The sequence below is a fragment of the Meridianimaribacter flavus genome, from assembly GCF_004366715.1.
GTDB lineage: Bacteria > Bacteroidota > Bacteroidia > Flavobacteriales > Flavobacteriaceae > Gaetbulibacter_B > Gaetbulibacter_B jejuensis.
Window position 1 is genome coordinate 15,508 of sequence record NZ_SOQZ01000009.1, and the last position, 23,493, is coordinate 39,000.

The window sequence follows — 23,493 nt, forward strand, 5'->3', positions numbered from 1 at the left end:
TTTATTTACTAACCAAAGATTTTTAAAATGAAAGATACCGCCTTAACAGCAACACATCAAGCTCTTGGAGCAAAAATGGTTCCTTTTGCAGGATACAATATGCCAGTACAATATGAAGGTGTAAACATTGAGCATGAAACCGTAAGAAATGGTGTTGGTGTTTTTGATGTGAGCCATATGGGAGAATTTTTAATTGAAGGACCTCATGCGCTTGAGCTTATTCAAAAAACATGTAGCAATGATGCTTCAAAACTTACTGTTGGAAAAGCGCAATACAGCTGTATGCCTAATGATGATGGTGGTATTGTTGATGATTTAATTATCTATCGTATTAAGGAAGACACGTATTTATTGGTAGTAAATGCGAGTAATATTGAAAAAGACTGGAACTGGTTACAATCTAAAAATGATGTAGGTGCAGAACTACGTGATTTAAGCGAAGATTATTCGTTATTAGCCATTCAAGGACCAAAAGCTGTTGAAGCTATGCAATCCTTATCTAGTCATGATTTGTCAGACATTAAATTTTACAATTTTGTAGTTGGTGATTTTGCAGGTATTGAGCATGTTATCATTTCTGCAACAGGATATACAGGAAGTGGTGGATTTGAAATTTACTGCAAAAACAGTGAAGTTAAACAAATTTGGGACAAAGTGTTTGAAGCTGGAGCAGATTATGGCATTAAGCCAATTGGTTTAGCAGCAAGAGATACGCTACGTCTAGAAATGGGTTATTGCCTTTACGGAAATGATATAGACGATACAACCTCTCCTATTGAAGCTGGTTTAGGCTGGATTACTAAATTCACTAAAACCTTCACAAACTCTGAAGCTTTAGAAGACCAAAAGCGTCGTGGAGCTGAACGTAAACTTGTGGCTTTTGAGCTAGACGAAAGAGGAATTCCGCGTCAAGGATATGACATTGTAGATTCTCAAGGAAAAGCAATAGGTAATGTAACTTCTGGGACTATGTCACCTTCATTAAATAAAGGTATTGGATTAGGATATGTACCAACTGTATTTGCTGATGCTGGTAGCAAAATCAATATTCAAATTAGAAAAAATGCTGTTCCTGCAACCGTAGTGAAATTACCATTTTACAAAGGTTAAAATATGATAGATTACCAAAACATTTTAAATCAAATAAATCAAAAAGTTACCAAGGATAAAAACAAAGGCAAAATTGCAAGTTATATTCCAGAATTGGCAACTGTAGATTTGAATAGTTTTGGTATTCATTTACAATTAGTCTCTGGTGAGCAGTTTGCGGTTGGAGATGCGCACAAGTCCTTTTCAATTCAAAGTATCTCTAAGGTATTATCCTTGGCATATGCAATGTCAATTATTGGTACAGACTTATGGAAACGACTAGATGTTGAACCCTCAGGAAACCCATTTAATCATCTTTCGCTTTTAGAACTAGAAGAAGGTATTCCAAGAAATCCTTTTATTAATTCTGGAGCCATTGTAATTGCTGATATTCTCGTGTCTAATTTAGAAAATCCAAAATCTGATTTTTTAAATTACATACGAGATATTACTGGAGACAACACTATTGATTACAATTACAAGGTCGCTCAATCTGAAAAAGAAACAGGTTTTAACAACTATGCTGCTGCTAATCTATTAAAATCATTCAACAACTTAAATAATGATGTTGAGGTGGTTTTAGACTTTTACTTTCATCAATGTGCATTACAAATGTCTTGTGCACAACTCTCAAAGGCTTTTCATTTGTTTGCTAATAAAGGAAAATGTCTTGCTAATAAAGCACGACTTACTAAAAGTCAAGCCAAACGTATTAACGCTATAATGCTTACCTGTGGTTTTTATGATGAAGCTGGAGAGTTTGCTTTTGAGGTTGGCTTACCAGGAAAAAGTGGCGTTGGTGGTGGTATTGTAGCCTTACTTCCTAATGAGTTTGTAATTTCAGTTTGGTCTCCTGGATTAAATGAACGCGGAAACTCTAAACTTGGCATGAAAGCCTTAGAGCAATTTACTACACTCGCCAACCAATCTATATTTTAAAACGTTTAGTTTATAAGTATAAATGAAAAACGAAAACAAACATACTGTTTTAATTCTTGGTGCAAGTGGTTTTTTAGGTAACGCCATTTACAAAGAGCTATGTGCATATTTTAGAACATTTGGTACCTACCGAACTGCTAAACGTGAGTTTGAAAAGAACCAACATTTTTTTCAGTATGATGTTGAAGAAGACGATGTTGTTGAAATTATTGAAGCTGTAAAACCCACCATTATTGTTTCAGCACTTAGAGGCGATTTTCATGCACAAGTAACAGCGCACAAACACATTTCTGAGTATCTTCAAACTAACAAAAACTGTAAAATCATATTCATTTCTTCAGCAAATGCATTTGATGCTTATAGCAAATTTCCAAGTTATGAGCTCGATAAAACCTTTAGTAACAGTATTTACGGACACTTTAAAATTAAAGTTGAAAACATGCTCTTGCGACTTCCAAAGCAGCAAGTAGTAATCTTAAGACTTCCAATAGTATTAGGCGTACAATGTCCTAGAATAAAGGAAATTCAACAGCACATTTTAGAAGGGACTTCAGTAGAAATTTTCCCTAATGTTATCATGAATGTGACTACTGACAGTAAAATTACCCAACAAGTACATTATATTATCAATCGTAATAAATATGGCATCTTTCATTTAGGAAGTACCGATTTAGTGCATCATGATGAGTTCATAAAAGACATTGTAAAACTTCACACCCAAAAGCGTGTTAACTACAAGCATGTTTTTACCACTAATGAAGATAGATACTTAGCGGTATTACCTAAATACAATTTGCTACCAAAGCACTTACAAATATCAAGTACGCAAGTTTTGCAAGAGTTGGAAAAACAACACAATAGTTAACGTGAATAACGGATAAAAAATTTTCGTCAGTTAGAGTAAATTTTACTATTAAAATGAGTGGAATTTGTATCGAAAACAAGAAAATTTCTATCAAAAACGTACTTCTAGACACAAAATTCTTGCAGAATTTTACTCGAAGTGACTCATATTATTCACGTTAATTAACCAATAATTTATTACCTTTAAGGGTAACCAAATTATTTAACTTTTATGACACTCCTTACCCAAGATGCTATAGAAAAAAAACTATTGCGTTTCCCTGACTGGGAATATTACGAAAACGCTATTCATGTAGAGTTTGAATTCGATAATTTTAAAGACTGCTTTAGTGCCATGAGCCGAATAGCTTTTGAATGCGAAGCGCAAAACCACCATCCAAACTGGACCAATGTGTACAACATACTTACCATTTCACTTTCAACACATAGTGCCAATGGCGTTACCGAAAAAGATTTTAAACTAGCCGAAGCTATTGAAGCAATTGTAGAAGTTCAAGAATAGTTGTTTTTACAACGCTACATTTTTATTACATTTGGTCAAAATTTTAAATTAAGTAACAATTTATGGGAAGAGCTTTTGAATTTCGTAAAGCGCGAAAAATGAAACGTTGGTCTGCAATGAGTAAAGCCTTTACACGTATTGGAAAAGATATTGTAATGGCTGTTAAAGAAGGTGGTCCTGATCCAGACAGTAACTCCAGGTTAAGAGCAGTAATACAAAATGCCAAATCGGTAAACATGCCTAAAGATAATATTGAACGTGCTATAAAACGTGCGTCCGATAAAAACCAAGGCGATTATAAAGAAGTATTATTTGAAGGCTATGCACCACATGGTATTGCTATTTTGGTTGAAACTGCAACTGATAATAATACACGTACAGTAGCAAACGTAAGAAGCTATTTTAATAAATGTGATGGTAGTTTAGGCACATCAGGTTCGGTAGTGTTTATGTTTGACCATACCTGTAACTTTAAAGTAAAAAGTGACGGAATAGATCTTGAAGAACTAGAATTGGAGCTCATTGATTTTGGTGTAGAAGAAGTATTTGAAGACACTGACCAAGATGCTGATGGAAACGAGCAAACCAGTGTAATGATTTATGCTCCATTTGAAAGTTTTGGAAAAATACAAGCCTATTTAGAAACCAATAACATTGAAATTTTATCTTCTGGGTTTGAGCGTATACCACAAGTTACCAAAGCAATTACTGCAGAACAAGCTGAAGATGTAGAAAAACTTTTAGAAAAGCTTGAAGAAGATGACGATGTACAAAACGTATATCACACTATGGAAGAAACTGCTGAGTAAAAGTAGTTAATAAAAAGCATTAAAAAAGAGGAGTTCAACTCCTCTTTTTTATTACAATAAATCCAAAGGACTTTTTACACTTTCAATAGTAGTTTGAGCCACTTGTGTGTACTGTAATGTAGTATTAATGTTGTTATGGCCCAACAACTTTTGTATAATCCTTACATCAGTTCCATTTTCAAGCAAATGAGTAGCAAAGGTATGTCTTAAAGTATGTACAGTAGCTGGTTTTTTTACTTGTGCCTTAGCCAAGGCATTTTTAAATATTTTCCGTATACTAGATGCACTATACTTTCCTTTATTTTGTCCTTCAAATAAGTAAACCTTTGGATGGAACTCTACAAAATAAACGCGCAATAATTTAAGTAGTTTAACAGGCAGCATAACTACTCTATCCTTTTTTCCCTTGGCATTTTGTATATGAACAATCATTCTTTTGCTGTCAATATTTTCAATTTTCAAATCGATAACCTCACTCACCCTAAGTCCCAAACCATAAATAGTTGCCAAAACAGCTTTGTGTTTCATATTGTCAACACTCTGCAAAATATCCTTAACCTCTTCTTTGGATAAAATATGCGGCAAATAGTGCTCTCGTCTAGTAGGATAAATACTTGAAAAATCAATAGTTCTACCACACAGCTCCTTATAAAACAAACCAACCGCACCTATTAGTTGTTTTTGCGAAGACATGCTATATACAGACACCTTAACCATTCTTACAATAGTATTTATGACATCAATATCGCTTAAGAGCTCAAGTTTTTCATCTTGGACATTTAAAGTTTCCTTAAACTTTTTCATAAAATTAATATACACCTTAATTGTATTATCACTATAGCGTTTTAATTCTAAAATAGTTTGAAACTTTACAAGGTACGACATAACCTTAATTTAAATAGTTATACACAAATATACTAAAAGGTGTAGATAACCATTTATATTTAATTGAATAACAGTACTTTTTTTTATATTTGTGTATATACTAACGTTGTGTTTAATTTAAAAACCACGATAGATGAAAGATAGTGAGAAAAAGAGAATTGAAATTTACACGGAAAAAGAAATTGATAGTCTTATTCGGTATTATTCAGACAAAATAATCGGAAAGAATTTTGGAGAAAATTATCCGTATAAAATTGAAAAATTTGAAGCAACTAAAATTAAGGTAAAATATCAATTACAATGTGTGGGGTTCCTATTAAGACAATCATCAACAATAATAAAGATAGATATATCTACTCTTTGTAAAGAGAACTCATTGTTGTCTCCTTTGGAAGTCCTAAAAGATCAAAGTTGATTTCTAAAAGCCATTCACCTTTATCTGACTGAATAAACTTGAATGTATCTTTTGGATGTTTAGTAATTACAGACTTGAAATTTTCCCAAAGAGGACTTATTTCATCTAAATAACTATCGAATGATTGACTTTTGGAATCTGACATAAATAAATAAAAACTAAACACAACACAGGCTATAAATCATTGCTATTTTGGGCATACTTTTAAAAGCCTATGTTTTAAATTACGTCGTTGCAAACCAAATTTTAACAGTCTCGAACTACGCAACGACTTAATAGCCGAAACCGTTAGGCACAAGCTGAAAAAACAACCGACATTGAACAATAATCCACTCATAGAATACATCAATCGATATGTACGTTTAACACAGAACGAGATAAATCTATTATTGGAGAATACGACACACCGAAAATATTTAAAAGGACAATATATTGTTCAACAAGGCGACATTTGCCGTTTTGAAAGTTTTGTTATTAAAGGTTGTCTAAAAACATTTTACGTAGATAACGAGGGACAAGAACACGTAGTGCTATTCGCGATAGAAAATTGGTGGACTGCCGACCTAGGTAGTTTTCTGACCCAAAAACCAGCGGATTACAACGTACAATGTATCGAAAACACCGAGGTCATTCAATTCTCGTTCGAGAAAATGGAATTTCTGTATCAAAAAATCCCTAAACTTGAACGGTTTTTTAGAATTATCATACAAAAGGCTTTTGTGGCATCCGAAAAACGTATAGTTAGAAATTTCAGCCTTCCTGCAAAAGAAAGGTATTTGGAATTCAAGAATACCTATCCGCAAATCGAACAAAGAGTTCCGCAATATCTGATTGCTTCGTACCTAGGAATCACCAAGGAATTTTTAAGCAAGATTCGAGGTCAAATTATTGCAGAACAATAGTAATCTAGATTAACCTTCTTTTTTAACCTACCTTATTTTTATTCGCTAACAAGTCATAGAACTTTGTGTTATTAATTTAAACATAAAAATTATGGCAAGTTTATTAGAAAAAATCAGCGACCTGAACGATTTAGTTCTTCAAGGAAAAGCAATGGACGCTTTTGAGAAGTATTATCATCAAGACGTTTCAATGCAAGAAAATGAAAATCAACCAACTCTCGGAAAAGAAAACAATAGAGAACGGGAAAAGGAATTTTTTTCCTCTATCGTGGAATTTCGAGGTGCAAAACCACTAAACGTCAGCGTAGGAGAAGGTGTCTCAATGGTAGAATGGCATTACGACTATAATCATAAAGATTGGGGAGAAAGAAACTACACTCAAGTTTCCGTTCAAGAATGGAAAGACGGTCAAATCATCCGTGAAAAATTTTACTACAACTCTTAAAATTCAAGATTATGAAAAACAAAATATTTAAGACAAACGATTCTTACATTGGACTTATATTAAGAGCTACACTTGCAATAGTCATTTTTCCACACGGAGCTCAAAAATTATTTGGTTGGTTCGGAGGTTATGGCTTTTCCGGTACAATGGGCTTTTTTACTGAAACGGTCGGACTACCTTGGATTATCGGATTTTTGGTAATCGTACTTGAATCTATTGGTGCGATAGCATTATTAGCAGGTTTTGCGACAAGAATTATTGCACTCTTCTATATTCTATTGGCACTTGGAATTACATTCACTTCTCACATAGAAAATGGGTTCTTTATGAACTGGTTTGGTAATCAAGCTGGAGAAGGCTACGAATATTTCATCTTATGGATTGGAATTGCATTAGCCCTTACAATTATTGGAGGAGGTAAATATTCAATGGACAGGAGTATGAAAGTGAACGCATAAAGCCAGTGCCTAACACCGTATATAATTTATTGCTGGCTTATCGCCTACTTACGAAAGTCCTCGCGGACTTTCTTGGTCGGTAATTATTTACTAAATTAGTTGCTTAAACCACGCAACAAACCATATACAAACACGTTGGCAACAAGCTGAAAAAAAGACGAAACTAAAACAATAAGCAAAAGATGAAACCATCAAAATTAACACCGATGCTCTGGACTGAAAATATAGAGGAAACAATAAAATTCTATACTGAGAAACTGAAATTTATTTGTGGTGATAAAAATGATGAATGGAATTGGGCAGGTATTTATAATGGAGACGTGGAAATAATGATTGCCAAACCAAACGAACACACACCTTTTGAAAAACCGAATTTTACAGGTTCTTTTTATTTTAGAGTTGAAAACGCAGACGAGCTTTGGAATGAATTAAAGGATAAAGTAAAAATAGCATACGAAATAGAAAATTTTGAATGGGATATGAGAGAATTTGCTATTTATGACAATAATGGATATATGTTACAATTTGGACAAGATTTGAAAAAATGAAAGCCAGTTGCCAACAATGTATAACCGCAATTACGGCGGATTCGACTACGTCCGAATCCACTCGGAATTGCTAACGTCAGTGCTAAACCGAAAAATTTGCGTACTTTAACCCGTAACTGACGGTTATACGAGACCGTTGTAAGTAATTTTGACCAACCTAAGAAAAATAGAACTAAATTTTCTATCTTCAAACTAAAATAGCAAATAAGCACAATCTAAATCATCAATAAAACACACAAATGAAACTTCTATTACTTCTCTCTTTTCTTCCAGGATTATTATATGCTCAACAAGCACAATCTGGAAAAGACATTTATTTGAATGCTAAAGCAAATTTTATATGTCAACAGATTGAACAAAGTGAAACCGCTATAGAAGACATGCATTCTAGACAAGCAACTATGTTAACAATAAAAAAAGGCCTCGAGCCAGCTAATGAAAGTATTAGACATCAGAAAAAATTGGAAAAGAAAGGTATTAAAAATCATTTATACGATGGATATCTAAATTTATATCTATCCCAAGCCTGTTCAGATTATAACCGTTTATTTGCTGTTTTTAATATTCAGCATTTAGAAAATAAGCTAAAACGTAAGCGATTTATTGAGTTGCATGACTTTATAAGAGACCTTATGCAAGCAGACTCAATCTCTAATATTCAAAATTACGTTAATGATAGTAAATGGGATACTTTTAAAAATAAGTTACAACCGAATTTCAATAAGTTACAAAATTTACGTTGGACTGCAGCATTAAAAATAATACCAGAATGGCGTACAATAAATCGTTACACGATTCAATTAGTTGACATAAAAGACACCAATCATATATTTGAGCTGGAGATTGTTTATAACTTAGATAAGGCCTCAAAAATAAGTGACCTAATAATTAATGAATACACTAAAGAACATCCTAAAGTCGAAATTGTTGAAACTACGTATGAAGTTCCTAGTGGAAAACAATAAGTGGAGCTTAAGGAAAAGAGAAATATTATTTGAACTGAATAAAAAACTACTTACAACAACGGCTATAATCCATTGCGGCTGAAATTCCTATCGGAATTTCATTGCAATTTGCTATCTTTCAGCTTCGGCGGAAAGAATCCTGCGGATTTTTTCCGCAACGTATCATAGCCAAAAACGTTGGGTTTAATGCAAGAGATAGCCATAATAAGAAACACCAACTGTAACAACAGAAAATATATTCAGTCTTTACAGCAAAAGAATTTAAATGAACATAACACGAACTGCACTTATTTTACTTACGCTACTACCAACATTTGGATTTTGCCAAAATCTAGATTCACAAGTAGACAAAATTTATCAAGTAAAAGATAACGCACCTGGTATTTCAATTCTAATATCTAAAGGCGAAAAAATCTTACTGGAAAAACAATACGGAATTTCAAATTTGGATTATGACATACCAATTACAAACAAAACAGTTTTTGACATCGGTTCAATTGCTAAACAATTTACTGCATACGCAATACTTTTGCTAGAAAAACAAGGTAAAATATCTATTAAAGAACCTGCTTATAAATACATCTATAACCTGCCTCGATACCAAAAAGGAAATCCGACCATTGAGCAATTATTAAATCAAACAAGTGGCATCAAAGAAGTAGATGGTATTGCTGGAATGGCGGATTTAACTAAGAATGATTTACTTACTCAATCGCAAATGATTAATTTTATTACAAAAATAACATCATTAAACTTCAAACCAGGAGAGTACTTTCAATACACCAATTCAAACTATATTTTACTTGCTGATATTATAACCAAAGTTTCAGGTAAACCGTTTGCGGAATTTATGCAAGAAGATGTTTTTGAACCATTCGGAATGGAAAATACCATAAAGAAATCAAGTTCTTATACTATAATTAAAAACAGGGCAATTGGATATATAGAAGATGAAGGCGATTTCTACAAAACACACTTACACGCTTTTATTTACAATGGAGACGGGCAAGTACTTACAACCCCAAAAGATATTTTTAAGTGGCATCTAGGTTTACAGAAAGTAAAAATTCAACATCCTGAATTATATAAAAAAATGCATACCAAAGCCAAGTTAAATAATGGTAATATTATCGATTATGGTTTAGGCGTAGAGTTTGAAACTCATAATAACTATCAAGCATTTGGTTTTGACGGAATGATTTTAGGCGGCTTTGTATCAAAATACCTTTATTTTCCTGATTTAGATATGATGTTTTTTACTACACAAAATACCTTTGATTCAGATTTTGAAGAACAGTTTTTTCAGTTAGTTGATTTATACATTCCTAACAATAATTTCAATAATCAAGCAAAAAATAACGAAAGGGAGAAAAAAGTAAAGCTTTCAAAAAAACAGCTAAAATTGTATGAAGGAAGCTATCTCTTTACTGGTAGCGATGTCGAGTCAATCAAAATAAACACGATACAACTTAAAAATGATGAACTTACTGTATTTACGACTGATGGAGATGAAATAACAAAATTAAAGCCTATTGGAAATCATCAATTTATGTTTAATGATAAGCTAGTTATATTTGACTTAAAATATGATAGAAAGAGTTATAAATACTATGATTCTGAAAACGAATTACCTTGGTTATTTAAAGAATATAATCCTACTACTTACAACGAAAAGCAATTAAAAGAATTTGAAGGACAATACTTTAATGCAGATTTCCAAATCAGTAAAAAAGTCAAATTATTAGACGGTATACTTTTTGTTTTTGGTAGAAATGGTGCTTGGAAAAATGATATAGAGCCACTATACAAAGATGCCTTTAACTATTCATCAGACCTATTAACTTTTACGAGAGATAACAATGAAAAGATAATTGGTTTAAAAATTAAGGGAATTGTATTTGAGAAAGTATAATTACAAAGGCTTACAATGAGAATCTTCAATGCCAAGGTTTGGGTGTTGAAACTATCCCGAAGCTTTTGTAGGGATTTATTTTCTAACTTTGCGATTAAAAACTAAGGACTATACTTCTTTGGTATCCACTGAAAGATGCACTTCCCAAAAGACAACATAGAATATGAGAAAGATTTTTATTATGACGTTTACATTTTTACTTGTTCTTATACAGCATGTATTAAGTCAAGAAAATGATATTAGGCTTTACAAATTTCAAAAGACTACAGCGAATGGAAGGTTCTATGGTTTGATTAATGCTAATGGAGATGTAGTAGCCGAACCCATTTTTGATGAAATAGGTTTCTTTAGTGAAGGCTTAGCTTATGTAAAAGTTAGAGAAGAAAAAGATGTTAAAGCAGGCTATATTGATACATCAGGGAAAATAGTAATTGAAGCAAAATATCAACCATCCAACGACAAGTCTCGGGATTTTTATGAAGGTCTGGCTTCTGTAAGGATTGATGGTGAATTTGGATACATTAACAGGAAAGGAGAATTAATAATTGCTTCTCAATACGCCAAGACTCATCCTTTTAACGAAGGATATGCCGTTGTTGAACCAATTTTTGGGGAAAGAATTATAATTGACCAAAGCGCCAATGTTATACTTGATCCTGTCTCTGTTTACAAGAAAAATGCCTATCAAATATCAAAAGGTGAAACTGTAAATTTAGATGAGCGAGTAAACAGTGGAACCATAACCATGTACGTTCACCGTTATAACCATCCAACAAGAAGTACATTGGTAAATATGAATGGTAATTTTTTATTTTCATTAAAACCATCTATAATCCATGAAATGAGCGAAGGTTTGATTAGAGCTCAATCCAATAGTAATGGAAGCACAGGATACTTAAACAAAAAAGGTAAAACTGTTATACCATTTGACTACTTATCAGGTACTGACTTCAATAATGGTCATGCTAAAGTAAAAGACAAGAATACAAAAATGTACGGAATAATAGACCTAAACGGAAATTATGTTGTGCCACCTGAATACACCTACATTTCAGATGATTATTATAAATCTGATTATATTTTTGCCAGAAAACCCAATAGTAATTTTGGGTATATAGATTACAAGGGTAATCAGGTAATTGATTTTAAATACGCTTATGGTGGTTTGTTTTCAGAGGGCTTAGCGGTTGTAAGTACACCTTTAAATAAAAATATGTACATTGACAAAAATGGTAAAAAAGCTTTCGAATTAGAATTTAATATTTCCCAGTATGACAATGAAAATTTTAAAGGTGGAATTGCCAAAGTAAATCTAAATGATGGTCATTCTGCATATATCAATAAAAAAGGAGAGGTTATATTTAAATTCAAGTAACATAAGAGATCCTCATTATTGAAAATTAGTATTCTTATCGTGAATTTAGATAGTAAAAGCACTAAAACCCAACAACGGCTATAATCCATTGCTAGTGAGAGCCTACTTACGAAAGTCCTCACGGATTTTCTATTCGGTTTTTATTTGCTAAATTACTTACTAAAACACAACACAAATCATACACAAAACGGTTTAGTTCATTATGAAACACCTCATACTAATCATTTTAATACAATTCTCATTTATTTGCTTCGGTCAAGAATCAATTGAAAACAATGGTGAAATGTGTCGATTGTTGAATGAAATGATTAATAATGATCAATTATATAGAAGTGGAGAAATCTTAGGTGGTTCTTTTGGTACTGAAAATAATAGTTCAAAAAAAGAAATTGATTCGGTTTGGTCTTTACAAATTGAAATTGATAACAGAAACACAGAAAAATTAATTGAACTGACCAAAAAATACGGATGGATATCTGATGAACGAATTGACTGTCCAAAACTTAACATTTGGCTTATATTTAGACATTCTCAAAAAAAATATTTTCCAGAGATTTTGGAACTAATTACAAAGGAACATGAAGCTAAAAGACTGAATGATTTTCATTACAGACTTATAAAAAATCATTTGGAAGGAAGACCAAAAATGTAATTTGCTATTAGTAAATGTGACAAAACAACGTGTATAGTTCATTTCATTTTTACAACACACAAACACTCAACTATGAAAAAAATACTACTACTAATTGTAACTGTTATATTATTTAACTGTACTAATGACGATTCTGACTCAATAGATACCAACAATAGCATTGAAATGGTTTCTGAATTTAACAAGTGGTATCATAGAGGCGAATATGAATATTTTAATGGTGCAACAGCAACAATTGAATCTACCAAAATATATTTAACCTATTTTTTTGATGGAGATACGCTTATTAACAATGTTGAGTACAAAAAGATGTATACAAATCAGTTAGATTCCATTTTTCATTTACCTTCTTCTTCTAGTGCTTATCAATTTATATCTACAAGTACAAGTTTAAATTATAGATGCGCAATGCGTCAAGATGCAAGTATGGTGTACTTTGTTAATAAAAATCAAAATAACGAAGAGTTATATGCTGATTTTAACATTAGCCTTGGAAGTGTTTTAAACTATAAATGGAGCTCAAATAATGAAGTGGTTACCGAAATTGATTCAATACCTATAGGAAGCAGCTATTTAAAAAAATATAAACTAAGTAATGATCAATATTTTTATGAAGCTATAGGTGGATCATATGGGTTGTTTAAAGACTGGAGTATTGGTTTTGAAGGAGGGCATTATTTAAACTGTTTTAGGCATAGCAATGACAAAATAAGTGTTGATGAGAGTTTAAGTCCTACAAACAACTACTGTCCTGAATATTAAACTTACAACAACGTTTTACTCATAAAAAGTTAAAAAAAGCTGCTATATAATGATAATGCATCGAAAAATAAGAGGTGGTAATCGTATTTTAAAATCTATTGAAGAATGGAAAAACTACAATATAGAGTTAGACTTAGATTATCTTAAATCTAGTAAGCGAAATTACTGTAAAATATGGGTAAGTCCTTTTGCCAACATCTCTATTACAGGTTCCAATATACCATCACCTAAACTCAAACACAGACAAGAAATTATAAAAGGTTTATTGGATATTTATAACCATTGGGAACAGCAGCTAAACACATTAAACAAGCCTTACTATTTGGCCATTTGGTTGTTTGAACCTCGATTAAAAAAGTCTCAAGTTGTTTGTGCTATTGATGAAATGGTAAATTTTTATGACATCACATTTTATAAACCAAAAGACCAGCACAATTTTCCGTCTCAAAATTACGGTAAATTTCAAGAAGAATTAAACACTTTTAATTGGGCTTATGCGTTGGATGAAGATCATTTTTTTCAGTCTGATATCGATTTAGAAGAAGATAGTTATGCTAGCAAGCAAGACTATATTGGCATGCAAAAATGGTATAATAGAAAACTAAAACAGGGTTTGCGAACCGACACTTCTTCAAAAGACACCTTTTATGCTATAAAAATGGGTGCTACTTGGATTGGTACTAAAAATTAAATAATAGATCCTATAATGGTACAATAAAAAGTACCTTCTGAAAAGTATAATGCTAATACAAATCCTAAATTATCTAATTTATAATCTTTCCCATTAAAATGAGTAACCCAATAACAATCTAAATCTATCTTGAATAATTAGGAGCTTCTTTAGTAATAGTGACATCATGCGGATGACTTTCGTTGATTCCGCTAGCTGTGATTTTTACAAACTGTCCAGTTTCTTTAAGTGTTTCAATATCTTTGGCACCACAATAACCCATTCCAGCACGTAATCCGCCAATAAACTGATGGATACTTTCTACCAATTCGCCTTTGTATGGCACACGACCTACAATACCTTCAGGTACTAGCTTCTTGATGTCATCTTCTACATCTTGGAAATAACGGTCTTTGCTACCTTGTTTCATGGCTTCAACCGATCCCATTCCACGATACGATTTAAATTTTCTTCCTTCGTAAATAATGGTTTCACCTGGAGATTCTTTAGTTCCTGCTAAAAGCGATCCTAACATTACACTATCAGCTCCTGCTGCAATGGCTTTAGGGATATCACCTGTGTAACGAATACCACCATCAGCAATTACTGGTACTCCACTACCCTTTATTGCTGCAGCAACTTCTAATACTGCTGAAAATTGAGGAAAACCTACACCTGCAACTACACGTGTTGTACATATTGACCCTGGACCAATACCTACTTTTACAGCATCAGCTCCTGCCTCTACTAAGTATTTTGCAGCTGCTGCAGTAGCTATATTACCTACTACTACATCCAATTCAGGGTATTTAGTTTTTACTTCTTTAAGCACTGAAACCACACCTTTGGTATGCCCATGAGCTGTATCAATAATAACAGCATCAACACCTGCACTTACTAGAGCAGATACTCTATCTAGAGCATCTCCTGTAACACCAACAGCAGCAGCAACACGTAATCTTCCGTATTTATCTTTATTTGCAATAGGTTTTTGGGTGAGTTTAGTAATATCTCTAAATGTTATTAACCCAATAAGTTTATAGTTATCGTCAACTACAGGTAATTTTTCAATTTTATTGTCTTGCAAAATAACTTCAGCATCCATTAAAGATGTGCCTTCACCAGCAGTTACTAAGTTTTCAGAAGTCATTACTTCAACAATGGCTCTGTCATTGTCTTTTTCAAATCTTAAATCACGATTGGTAACAATTCCTTTTAATGTTCCGTTTTCATCAACAATAGGAATTCCACCTATACTGTGCTCTGCCATATTTTGCTTAGCATCAATTACTTTGGCAGTAAGCGGTAAAGTTACAGGGTCTATAATCATACCACTTTCGGCACGTTTTACACGCCTTACCTTTATAGCCTGCTCCTCAATGGTCATGTTTTTATGCAATACACCAATACCTCCTTCTCTAGCAATGGCAATAGCCATTCTACTTTCGGTAACGGTATCCATAGCTGCAGAAACTATAGGAACGTTAAGTGTAATGTTACGCGTGAATTTTGTTTGGATGTTAACCTCTCTTGGTAATACTTCGGAATAGGCTGGGACTAAAAGTACGTCGTCATAAGTTAATCCTTCTCCTAGTATCTTATTTTGATGTGCTGTCATGTTGCAATTAAAATTAATTGCGCGTAAAGGTACGATTTATATATGAAATTACACTTAAATTTTAATATTAAAAGTATTATTGCTGATATAATTTACGAGCTATTTCATAAGCTAACTCTAGAAGAGTATTCAATTGAAATTTATTTTTAATTATTCTAAATAAAATTTGATAAACTAAAAATGAGTAGTAATTTTGCAGGCTGAAAACCAAATTATACTTAATCAGTCTAAATAAATGAAAACTAAGTTATTATTACTTTTATTAATAGTTACAAGCAGTTTAACTGCACAAAATGCTATTGATAGTACAAAAACTAACCTAGATTCTATTCAAAGTCTAGAAGAAATTTTAATTAAAACTAATGTTATTTTTGGGAATAAATATTTAGCTAAAAACCGTACAGGTTCTGCTTATTATATTTCCCCATCTGAATTAAAAAAACTGGGTTATACAGATATTAACCGTGTTTTAAAAACCGTTCCTGGTGTTACTATTGTAGAAGAAGATGGTTTTGGACTACGTCCAAATATTAGTTTAAGAGGAACTTCTGCAGAGCGCAGTGCTAAAATTAGTTTAATGGAAGACGGAGTACTAATAGCTCCTGCTCCTTACAGCGCATCAGCTGCTTATTACTTTCCTTCTGTAGGACGTATGGAAGCTGTTGAAATTTTAAAAGGTAGTAGTCAAGTACAATATGGTCCATTTACAACTGGTGGTGCTATAAACATGGTCTCTACACAAATACCTGATAGTTTTTCTGGACGAATAAAAGCCTCTTATGGTAGTTTTAATAGTGGTCAAATATATGCAACTGTAGGAGATAGCCATGAAAACTTTGGGTACAATATTGAGTATTTAAATTTTAATTCTGATGGTTTTAAAAACTTATTAAACGACCTTAACACAGGATTCGACAAAAACGATGTTGTTGCAAAATTTCGACTAAATACAGACAAGGAAGCAAAGATTCAACAAAGCTTTGAAACTAAATTTCAGTTTGCTGATGAAGTATCAAATGAAACCTATTTAGGGTTAACTGATGCTGATTTTAATAATAATCCTTTTGATAGATACGCAAGTTCTCAAGAGGATAAAATGACCAATGAGCATATTCAACTGTTATTAACTCACAATATTGAATTTTCTAAAAAATTTGCTATAACCACCAATGGGTATTTTAATAGATTTGAAAGAAACTGGTATAAATTAAACGATATTACCGCTAATGGTGATAATGTAAGTATTGCTAACATTGTATCTAACCCTGAATTATATCCTACACATTTTAATTACATGACAGGTTTAGAAAATGCACCAGAAGATGCATTAACAGTCAAAGCTAACAATCGTAAATATATTTCAAAAGGTGTACAAACTAAATTAGATTATCATTTTTATGGAGAAAACACTTTTCATGATATTGAGTTAGGATTAAGATACCACTACGATGAAGAAGATCGTTTTCAATGGAAAGACTACTATAACATTGTAGACAACACTATGCAATTAACTACTAAAGGTATACCAGGAACAGATGCAAACAGAATTAGTAGTGCTAAAGCTTTTGCCTCTTACGTTATGTATAAATTTAAGTACAAAAACTTAACATTAACACCAGGTTTGCGTTATGAAAACATTGTACTTGAGCGTGAAAACTATGGTACAAACGACGTAAACAGAACAGGAAGTGATTTATCGATAAGAGAAAATAAGGTAGATATTTTTATTCCTGGGATTGGTTTTAACTATAAATTCAACAATAACTATTCTGTTTTTGGTGGTGTACATAAAGGGTTTTCACCTCCTGGAAATGAAGACGGACAAAAACCTGAAGAAAGTATCAACTATGAGTTAGGAACCAGATTTAACTATAATGGTATACAAGGAGAAGTTGTTGCGTTTTACAACGATTACAGTAACTTATTAGGAAGTGATCTTGCTGCAAGTGGTGGCACTGGAAGTCTAGATGTATTTAACGCTGGAGAAGTGGCTGTAAAAGGTATTGAAGTGCTGCTAAACTATGATGTTTTAAAAAGCAATACAGCCTTTGATTTACCAATTACTATAGGTTACACTTTTACAGATACTGAATTTTTAAATAGCTTTGGTAGTGATGATGGTATTTGGGGAACAGTTACTGAAGGCGACGAAATACCTTACATAGCAAAACACCAATTAAATGCAAGTGTTGGTTTTGAACATAAAAAATACTCAATTAACTTAAACGGTAGATATAATGGAGAGTTTAGAACAGTTTCTGGTAGCGGATTTATACCTGAAAACCAAAAGGTTGATTCTGCTATTGTTTTAGATCTTGCTGGTCGCTATAATATTACTTCTAAGTTAAGTACAACATTAAACATTATTAACCTATTAGATAACGAGTATGCAGTATCAAGAGTACCTGCAGGATTAAGACCTGGTCATCCTTTTGGAGTGTATGCTGGTTTAGAATTTCAGTTTTAATCTAGACAAAACAATAAATAAAGAAAAGAGTTTGTAAATAATACAAACTCTTTTTTATTAATGATAAAAATTAAAAATTTTACTCGCTTCGTTATAAGCGCTTTCAAAACTCATAGCGTTAAGGTCGCTACTTTTTTGAGATGTAAAGTAAGATAATAGCTTTTCAGTAGGCATATTACCAGTAAGTTCGTCTTTGGCCATAGGACAACCACCAAAACCTTGCATAGCTCCATCAAAACGTCTGCAACCTGCTTTATATGCTGCATCTACTTTTTCGAACCATGTAGTTGGTGTAGTATGTAAATGTGCCCCAAACTCTACATGAGGATATTTAGGAATAAGGTTGGAAAATAAATAATCAATACTTTCAGGATTAGAAGTTCCTACAGTATCACTTAACGAAAGAATCTTCACTCCCATTGCTGCAAGTTTTTCGGTCCATTCACCAACAATATCCACATTCCATGGGTCTCCATAAGGGTTACCAAATCCCATAGAAATATAGACAACCACTTCTTTGTTTGACTTATCTGCTATTTCCAGTATTTCATTTAAGGTCACTACAGATTCTGCAATGGTTTTATGCGTGTTTCGCATTTGGAAGTTTTCAGAAATTGAAAACGGATAGCCTAAATAGTTAATTTCCTTGTGTTGTGAAGCATCATTTGCTCCTCTTGTATTTGCAATAATTGCCAATAACTTGCTAGTCGTTTTGCTTAAATCTAATTGCGAAAGGACTTCTGCAGTATCCACCATTTGCGGAATAGCTTTAGGTGACACAAAGCTTCCAAAATCAATAGTATCAAAGCCTACACGTAGTAAAGACTGAATGTACTGTACTTTCTTTTCGGTAGGAATAAATGCCTTAATACCTTGCATGGCATCTCTAGGGCATTCAATGATTTTTACTGGATTGCTCATTAGCTTCAAAGATAGAAAAGAATATTGTCATCGAAAACGATTTCATAAAAATCTATTTTCAACAAACAGCTAATACTTTGTAAGTTATTAATATAAGTTTTCGACTTAACAAATAATTATCATTTGCACGCTATGAAAAACTTTACTTTACTGTTTCTTTTCCTCTGTTTTAACCCTCTTCTATTTTCGCAAACTACTGCTGTTTACGATGTTGTATTTAATAGTATATGGAATGAAGCCGATCATGGTACGTTTCCTAACAATCCACATTGGTCAAAACTTGTAGGCGTTAATCACAATGCTAACATTACATTTTTAGAACTTGGTGGTATTGCTTCACAAGGTATTGAAGACGTTGCTGAACTAGGTATTAATGATGCTTTTGAATCAGAAGTACAAACAAGCATTACTAATGGAGATGCTCAACAGTATATTGATGGTGACCAACTTGCTACAGCTACAGGTAACATTGAGGTTTTAGGCTTACAGATAAGTGAAGATTATCCGCTGCTTACTTTGGTTTCAATGATTGCTCCTAGTCCTGACTGGATGATTGCAGTAAATGGTGTTAACTTAAGAGCAAGTGGTACTTGGGAAGATTCAATAGTTATAGACTTATACGTTTATGATGCTGGTACTGATAGCGGAATGAATTATTCATCACCAAATGCCGATATTACTCCTCATGTTCCTATAACAAGTCTATCTGGTGTAGCGCCTTTTAATACCGAAAAAGTAGGCACTTTAACCATTACGCTTCAACAAGTACTTGGCGTAAATGATATTGAAACGACTAATCACATCCAGCTCTTTCCTAATCCAGCAACTTCGGTAGTGCAAATCTCAACAGAAACAACTAGTCTATCAAAAGTAGTGTTTTATGACGTTCTTGGAAAAAAGGTTAAATCTTACAAAAACACCTCAAACAGTAAACAACTATATATTGATATCAACAGCTTAACAACTGGTGTGTATCTTGTAAAATCGATTGCTAATGATGGCTCTAGCAACATCCAGCGACTACTTGTTAAGTAATGCTTTATTGATGTCTTTAATAAGTTTTGGTCCTTCGTAAATAAACCCAGTATAAAGCTGAACTAAATCTGCTCCAGCCTCTAGTTTATCAAGCGCATCTTGAGCTGTATGAATGCCTCCTACTCCAATTATTGGAAATGCTTTTTGGCTTTTTTCTGATAAGAAACGAATCACATCAGTAGAACGTTGCGTTAATGGCTTACCACTTAAACCGCCAACTTCTGTTTTATTATCAGACTGTAAACCTTCTCGAGAAATGGTCGTGTTGGTAGCAATAACACCATCTATTTTAGTTACTTTAACAATATCAATGATATCTAATAATTGCTCATCGGTTAAATCTGGAGCAATTTTTAATAAAATAGGCTTAGGATTCGACTTTTTAGCATTTTGAAGTTTTAACTCTTGTAAAAGCTTAGTCAGAGGTTCTTTGTCTTGTAACGCTCTTAAATTAGGTGTGTTGGGAGAACTTACATTTACCACAAAATAATCGACATAATCATATAAAGCGTTAAAGCAGTATACGTAATCATCAGTTGCATTTTCGTTAGGTGTTACCTTATTTTTACCAATATTACCACCAATAAGCACACCTTTGTTTTTCTTTAATCGTGTTACAGCCTCTTCTACACCTCCATTATTAAAACCCATTCGGTTAATAATAGCGTTATCTTCTTTTAATCTGAATAATCGCTTTTTAGGGTTTCCTGGTTGCGGCTTAGGAGTTAGCGTTCCTATTTCAATAAACCCAAACCCTAAGTTACCCAGTTCGTTAAACAGTTTAGCATCCTTATCAAAACCAGCAGCAAGACCAACGGGATTTTTAAATGTTAATCCAAATAATTGTCGCTCTAGCGATTTGTCTTTCACCAAGTATAAGCTTTTAAACAACGAAGGAACCAAAGGTATTTTGTTTAAAAATCGAATTAATGAAAACGTAAAGTGATGGATGCGCTCTGGGTCGAAACAGAATAGTAATGGACGAACAATGATCTTGTACATGAAATTATGTTTGCGCAAAAGTAATTTTAAATAAAAAAACCTACAATTCAAAAACCAAAAAAATTATAAATGTTATTTTTGAATAAAATAAAAAACATGATCGAAAAACAACATATTATTGACCGCTTTATAAGCTATGTAACCGTAGATACTGAGTCTGACCCAAACTCTGATACAACTCCAAGTACAGCTAAACAATGGGATTTAGCACACGCACTTGTAAAAGAACTTATAGCTATTGGGCTTAAAGACGTTACCATAGACAATAACGCTTATATTATGGCAACCTTACCTAGCAATGTTGAGCACGATGTACCAACAATTGGGTTTATATCGCATTTTGATACTTCACCAGATTTTACAGGAGCCAATGTAAAACCTCGCATTATTGAGAACTACGATGGTAAGGACATTGCTTTAAATGCAGAAGAAAACATTATCCTGTCTCCTAGTTATTTTGAAGATCTGTTGCTTTACAAAGGTCAAACCCTAATCACTACTGATGGTACTACGCTTTTAGGTGCTGATGATAAAGCAGGTATTACCGAAATTGTTTCGGCAATGGAATACCTTATTCAGCATCCTGAAATAAAACATGGCACGATTAAAATTGGGTTTACACCAGATGAAGAAATTGGTCGTGGTGCGCATAAGTTTGACGTTGAAAAATTTGGAGCAGATTGGGCTTACACTATGGATGGAAGTCAAATAGGTGAATTGGAATATGAAAACTTTAATGCTGCAGGAGCAACTGTAAAAGTAAAAGGTAAAATTGTACATCCTGGTTATGCCAAAGGAAAAATGGTAAACTCTATGTATATCGCTACCGAATTTATTAATGCCTTACCACGATTAGAAACACCAGAGCACACTGAAGGTTACCAAGGCTTTTTTCATTTACACTCTATACAAGGCGAAGTTGAAGATACTGTTTTAAAATACATTATTAGAGACCATGACAAAGCACACTTTGAAGCACGTAAAGAAGTGATGCAAAAACTTGCTTTTGATATCAATACTGAATATGGTAGAGAAGTTATTGACATTGACATTAAAGACCAATACTTCAACATGAAAGAAAAGGTTGAACCCGTAATGCATATTGTTGATATTGCCGAAGAAGCCATGAAACAACTTAACATTGAACCTTTGATAAAACCTATACGAGGTGGTACTGATGGATCTCAGCTGAGTTATATGGGGTTACCTTGTCCAAACATTTTTGCTGGTGGACATAACTTTCATGGACGTTATGAGTATGTACCAGTTGAAAGCATGATAAAAGCAACCGAAGTAATTTGCAAGATTGCTGAATTGACTGCTGAAAAGTATAAGTAATTATTAGTTATGCTACATTATGACAGAAATATCAGATATGGATGTTGGCTAATAGATAATGTTAAATTTTCAGGCAAAGATTTTACCAAGAAAATTAATTTCGATAATAGAGAAATTGAACTATTAATAACAAACTACGAAAACTCAAAAAATATTGAAGAACCATTTCAAGACTGGATTTATAATAAAATCATAAATGATGGAATGATGAATTCAAGAAATAGTCCTTTACCTATTGAATCAATATTTGTCATAACTAAGAATGGATATGAAAACAAAAATGCCTCGGAATTTTCATTGCTCTTTAAGTTGTGTTTAAAGCTTGTTTATTTTCGACCAACATTAGTTTCGCACACATCTGAATTTATTCCAAATGTTGCCATTACTATGCCTAATTGGGAAGATTTTAAAAGTGTTACAATATCTTCTCAAACCGAAATAAATCCTAAGACTTTTGATAAAGTTTTATTTTACTTTGAAACACTAAATAATTTAAATATCAAACATAATAGTATTCTTGAGGAAATTTATAAGATATCAGGAATTAATGATGTTTTAATTGAGTTATTAAGTCTTTACTCCTTTATAGAAGGATTTTGGTGGAACAAAAAAGGGAAATCTAATCTTACAGATAGTTTTTCAGCAATGTTAGGACAAGATTATGCTCCTGGACGAGAAAATAAAACAAAAAGGGAAAGTATTAAAAGAGTTATAGAAAGTCAAAACGGATTGTTGAGAAACCCTAAATTAGATGATATGCGACATATTTTGGCTCACGGAATGTATAAGCAGGAAGAAGATTCTTGGGATGAAAAACAATGGAAAGCTATTTACGAGCAAAGAAATCTATTATTAGAAATTGTGATTGATTCATTAATAAATAAAATTAAAAAAACGTAGCATAACAATCCGTAACCACA

The 23,493-nt window shown here is 32.8% G+C and carries 24 protein-coding genes; 20 read left to right on the top strand and 4 right to left on the bottom strand.

The window, feature by feature from the left end:
• Nucleotides 1–27 precede the first annotated feature (27 nt).
• From gcvT to A8975_RS14080, 5 genes are all read left to right on the top strand, one after another.
• Complete coding sequence (gene gcvT / locus A8975_RS14060; RefSeq protein ID WP_134201299.1) at nt 28–1,110, top strand: glycine cleavage system aminomethyltransferase GcvT; 1,083 nt, start codon at nt 28–30, stop codon at nt 1,108–1,110.
• Between the two features lie 3 nt (nt 1,111–1,113).
• Nucleotides 1,114–2,028: a glutaminase gene (locus A8975_RS14065; protein ID WP_134201301.1), complete on the top strand. Its 915-nt coding sequence runs from the start codon at nt 1,114–1,116 to the stop codon at nt 2,026–2,028.
• Nucleotides 2,029–2,050: 22 nt separating this feature from the next.
• Nucleotides 2,051–2,893 (top strand): sugar nucleotide-binding protein, encoded by an 843-nt coding sequence (locus tag A8975_RS14070; protein ID WP_134201303.1) that lies wholly within the window; start codon nt 2,051–2,053, stop codon nt 2,891–2,893.
• 210 nt (nt 2,894–3,103) lie between these two features.
• Complete coding sequence (locus tag A8975_RS14075; RefSeq protein WP_134201305.1) at nt 3,104–3,394, top strand: 4a-hydroxytetrahydrobiopterin dehydratase; 291 nt, start codon at nt 3,104–3,106, stop codon at nt 3,392–3,394.
• 62 nt (nt 3,395–3,456) lie between these two features.
• Nucleotides 3,457–4,203: a YebC/PmpR family DNA-binding transcriptional regulator gene (locus tag A8975_RS14080; RefSeq protein WP_129761865.1), complete on the top strand. Its 747-nt coding sequence runs from the start codon at nt 3,457–3,459 to the stop codon at nt 4,201–4,203.
• Between the two features lie 51 nt (nt 4,204–4,254).
• On the opposite strand, the gene A8975_RS14085 is transcribed toward A8975_RS14080, so the two are convergent.
• Nucleotides 4,255–5,088, bottom strand: a complete 834-nt coding sequence (locus A8975_RS14085) for a tyrosine-type recombinase/integrase (protein ID WP_134201307.1) — start codon at nt 5,086–5,088, stop codon at nt 4,255–4,257.
• Between the two features lie 133 nt (nt 5,089–5,221).
• On the opposite strand from A8975_RS14085, the gene A8975_RS14090 reads away from it, so the two are divergent.
• The 11 genes from A8975_RS14090 to A8975_RS14140 all read left to right on the top strand — a co-directional run bounded on the left by A8975_RS14090 (nt 5,222) and on the right by A8975_RS14140 (nt 14,213).
• Entirely contained in the window at nt 5,222–5,503 is a 282-nt protein-coding gene (locus A8975_RS14090) for a hypothetical protein (RefSeq protein WP_134201309.1), read from the top strand.
• A gap of 317 nt (nt 5,504–5,820) precedes the next feature.
• Entirely contained in the window at nt 5,821–6,405 is a 585-nt protein-coding gene (locus A8975_RS14095) for a Crp/Fnr family transcriptional regulator (RefSeq protein ID WP_134201311.1), read from the top strand.
• Nucleotides 6,406–6,496: 91 nt separating this feature from the next.
• Nucleotides 6,497–6,850 carry a SnoaL-like domain-containing protein gene (locus A8975_RS14100; RefSeq protein WP_134201313.1) on the top strand — a complete coding sequence of 118 codons (354 nt, stop codon included), beginning with the start codon at nt 6,497–6,499 and terminating at the stop codon, nt 6,848–6,850.
• 11 nt (nt 6,851–6,861) lie between these two features.
• The gene (locus A8975_RS14105; protein WP_134201315.1) at nt 6,862–7,308 is read left to right on the top strand and encodes a DoxX family protein; all 447 of its coding nucleotides are present in this window, start codon (nt 6,862–6,864) and stop codon (nt 7,306–7,308) included.
• Nucleotides 7,309–7,490: 182 nt separating this feature from the next.
• Entirely contained in the window at nt 7,491–7,856 is a 366-nt protein-coding gene (locus A8975_RS14110) for a VOC family protein (protein WP_243832994.1), read from the top strand.
• 239 nt (nt 7,857–8,095) lie between these two features.
• Nucleotides 8,096–8,821: a hypothetical protein gene (locus tag A8975_RS14115; protein WP_134201317.1), complete on the top strand. Its 726-nt coding sequence runs from the start codon at nt 8,096–8,098 to the stop codon at nt 8,819–8,821.
• Between the two features lie 265 nt (nt 8,822–9,086).
• On the top strand, nt 9,087–10,733 hold the full coding sequence (locus A8975_RS14120; RefSeq protein WP_134201319.1) for a serine hydrolase domain-containing protein: 1,647 nt from the start codon (nt 9,087–9,089) through the stop codon (nt 10,731–10,733).
• Between the two features lie 163 nt (nt 10,734–10,896).
• The gene (locus tag A8975_RS14125) at nt 10,897–12,108 is read left to right on the top strand and encodes a WG repeat-containing protein (RefSeq protein ID WP_134201321.1); all 1,212 of its coding nucleotides are present in this window, start codon (nt 10,897–10,899) and stop codon (nt 12,106–12,108) included.
• Between the two features lie 202 nt (nt 12,109–12,310).
• Nucleotides 12,311–12,760 carry a hypothetical protein gene (locus A8975_RS14130; RefSeq protein WP_134201323.1) on the top strand — a complete coding sequence of 150 codons (450 nt, stop codon included), beginning with the start codon at nt 12,311–12,313 and terminating at the stop codon, nt 12,758–12,760.
• 72 nt (nt 12,761–12,832) lie between these two features.
• On the top strand, nt 12,833–13,522 hold the full coding sequence (locus A8975_RS14135) for a hypothetical protein (RefSeq protein WP_134201325.1): 690 nt from the start codon (nt 12,833–12,835) through the stop codon (nt 13,520–13,522).
• A 55-nt stretch (nt 13,523–13,577) separates the two neighbouring features.
• Nucleotides 13,578–14,213 carry a hypothetical protein gene (locus A8975_RS14140; RefSeq protein ID WP_134201327.1) on the top strand — a complete coding sequence of 212 codons (636 nt, stop codon included), beginning with the start codon at nt 13,578–13,580 and terminating at the stop codon, nt 14,211–14,213.
• 124 nt (nt 14,214–14,337) lie between these two features.
• On the opposite strand, the gene guaB is transcribed toward A8975_RS14140, so the two are convergent.
• Nucleotides 14,338–15,810 (bottom strand): IMP dehydrogenase, encoded by a 1,473-nt coding sequence (gene guaB / locus A8975_RS14145; RefSeq protein WP_134201329.1) that lies wholly within the window; start codon nt 15,808–15,810, stop codon nt 14,338–14,340.
• 235 nt (nt 15,811–16,045) lie between these two features.
• Here guaB and A8975_RS14150 point away from each other — a divergent pair, with 235 nt between their 5' ends.
• Nucleotides 16,046–18,277 (top strand): TonB-dependent receptor family protein, encoded by a 2,232-nt coding sequence (locus A8975_RS14150; protein WP_134201331.1) that lies wholly within the window; start codon nt 16,046–16,048, stop codon nt 18,275–18,277.
• A gap of 57 nt (nt 18,278–18,334) precedes the next feature.
• Here the strand turns inward: A8975_RS14150 and A8975_RS14155 are convergent, their stop codons facing one another.
• Complete coding sequence (locus A8975_RS14155) at nt 18,335–19,198, bottom strand: hydroxymethylglutaryl-CoA lyase (RefSeq protein ID WP_134201333.1); 864 nt, start codon at nt 19,196–19,198, stop codon at nt 18,335–18,337.
• Between the two features lie 132 nt (nt 19,199–19,330).
• Between A8975_RS14155 and A8975_RS14160 the strand changes: the two genes are divergently transcribed.
• Nucleotides 19,331–20,233, top strand: coding sequence for a spondin domain-containing protein (locus A8975_RS14160; protein ID WP_134201335.1), 903 nt, complete (start codon nt 19,331–19,333; stop codon nt 20,231–20,233).
• Here A8975_RS14160 and A8975_RS14165 read toward each other — a convergent pair.
• Nucleotides 20,219–21,235, bottom strand: coding sequence for a quinone-dependent dihydroorotate dehydrogenase (locus A8975_RS14165; protein WP_134201337.1), 1,017 nt, complete (start codon nt 21,233–21,235; stop codon nt 20,219–20,221). The genes A8975_RS14160 and A8975_RS14165 overlap by 15 nt on opposite strands.
• A 96-nt stretch (nt 21,236–21,331) precedes the next feature.
• Between A8975_RS14165 and pepT the strand changes: the two genes are divergently transcribed.
• The gene (gene pepT, locus A8975_RS14170) at nt 21,332–22,573 is read left to right on the top strand and encodes a peptidase T (RefSeq protein WP_131506574.1); all 1,242 of its coding nucleotides are present in this window, start codon (nt 21,332–21,334) and stop codon (nt 22,571–22,573) included.
• Nucleotides 22,574–22,582: 9 nt separating this feature from the next.
• Nucleotides 22,583–23,473 (top strand): hypothetical protein, encoded by an 891-nt coding sequence (locus tag A8975_RS14175; RefSeq protein WP_134201339.1) that lies wholly within the window; start codon nt 22,583–22,585, stop codon nt 23,471–23,473.
• The last annotated feature ends 20 nt before the right edge of the window (nt 23,474–23,493 follow it).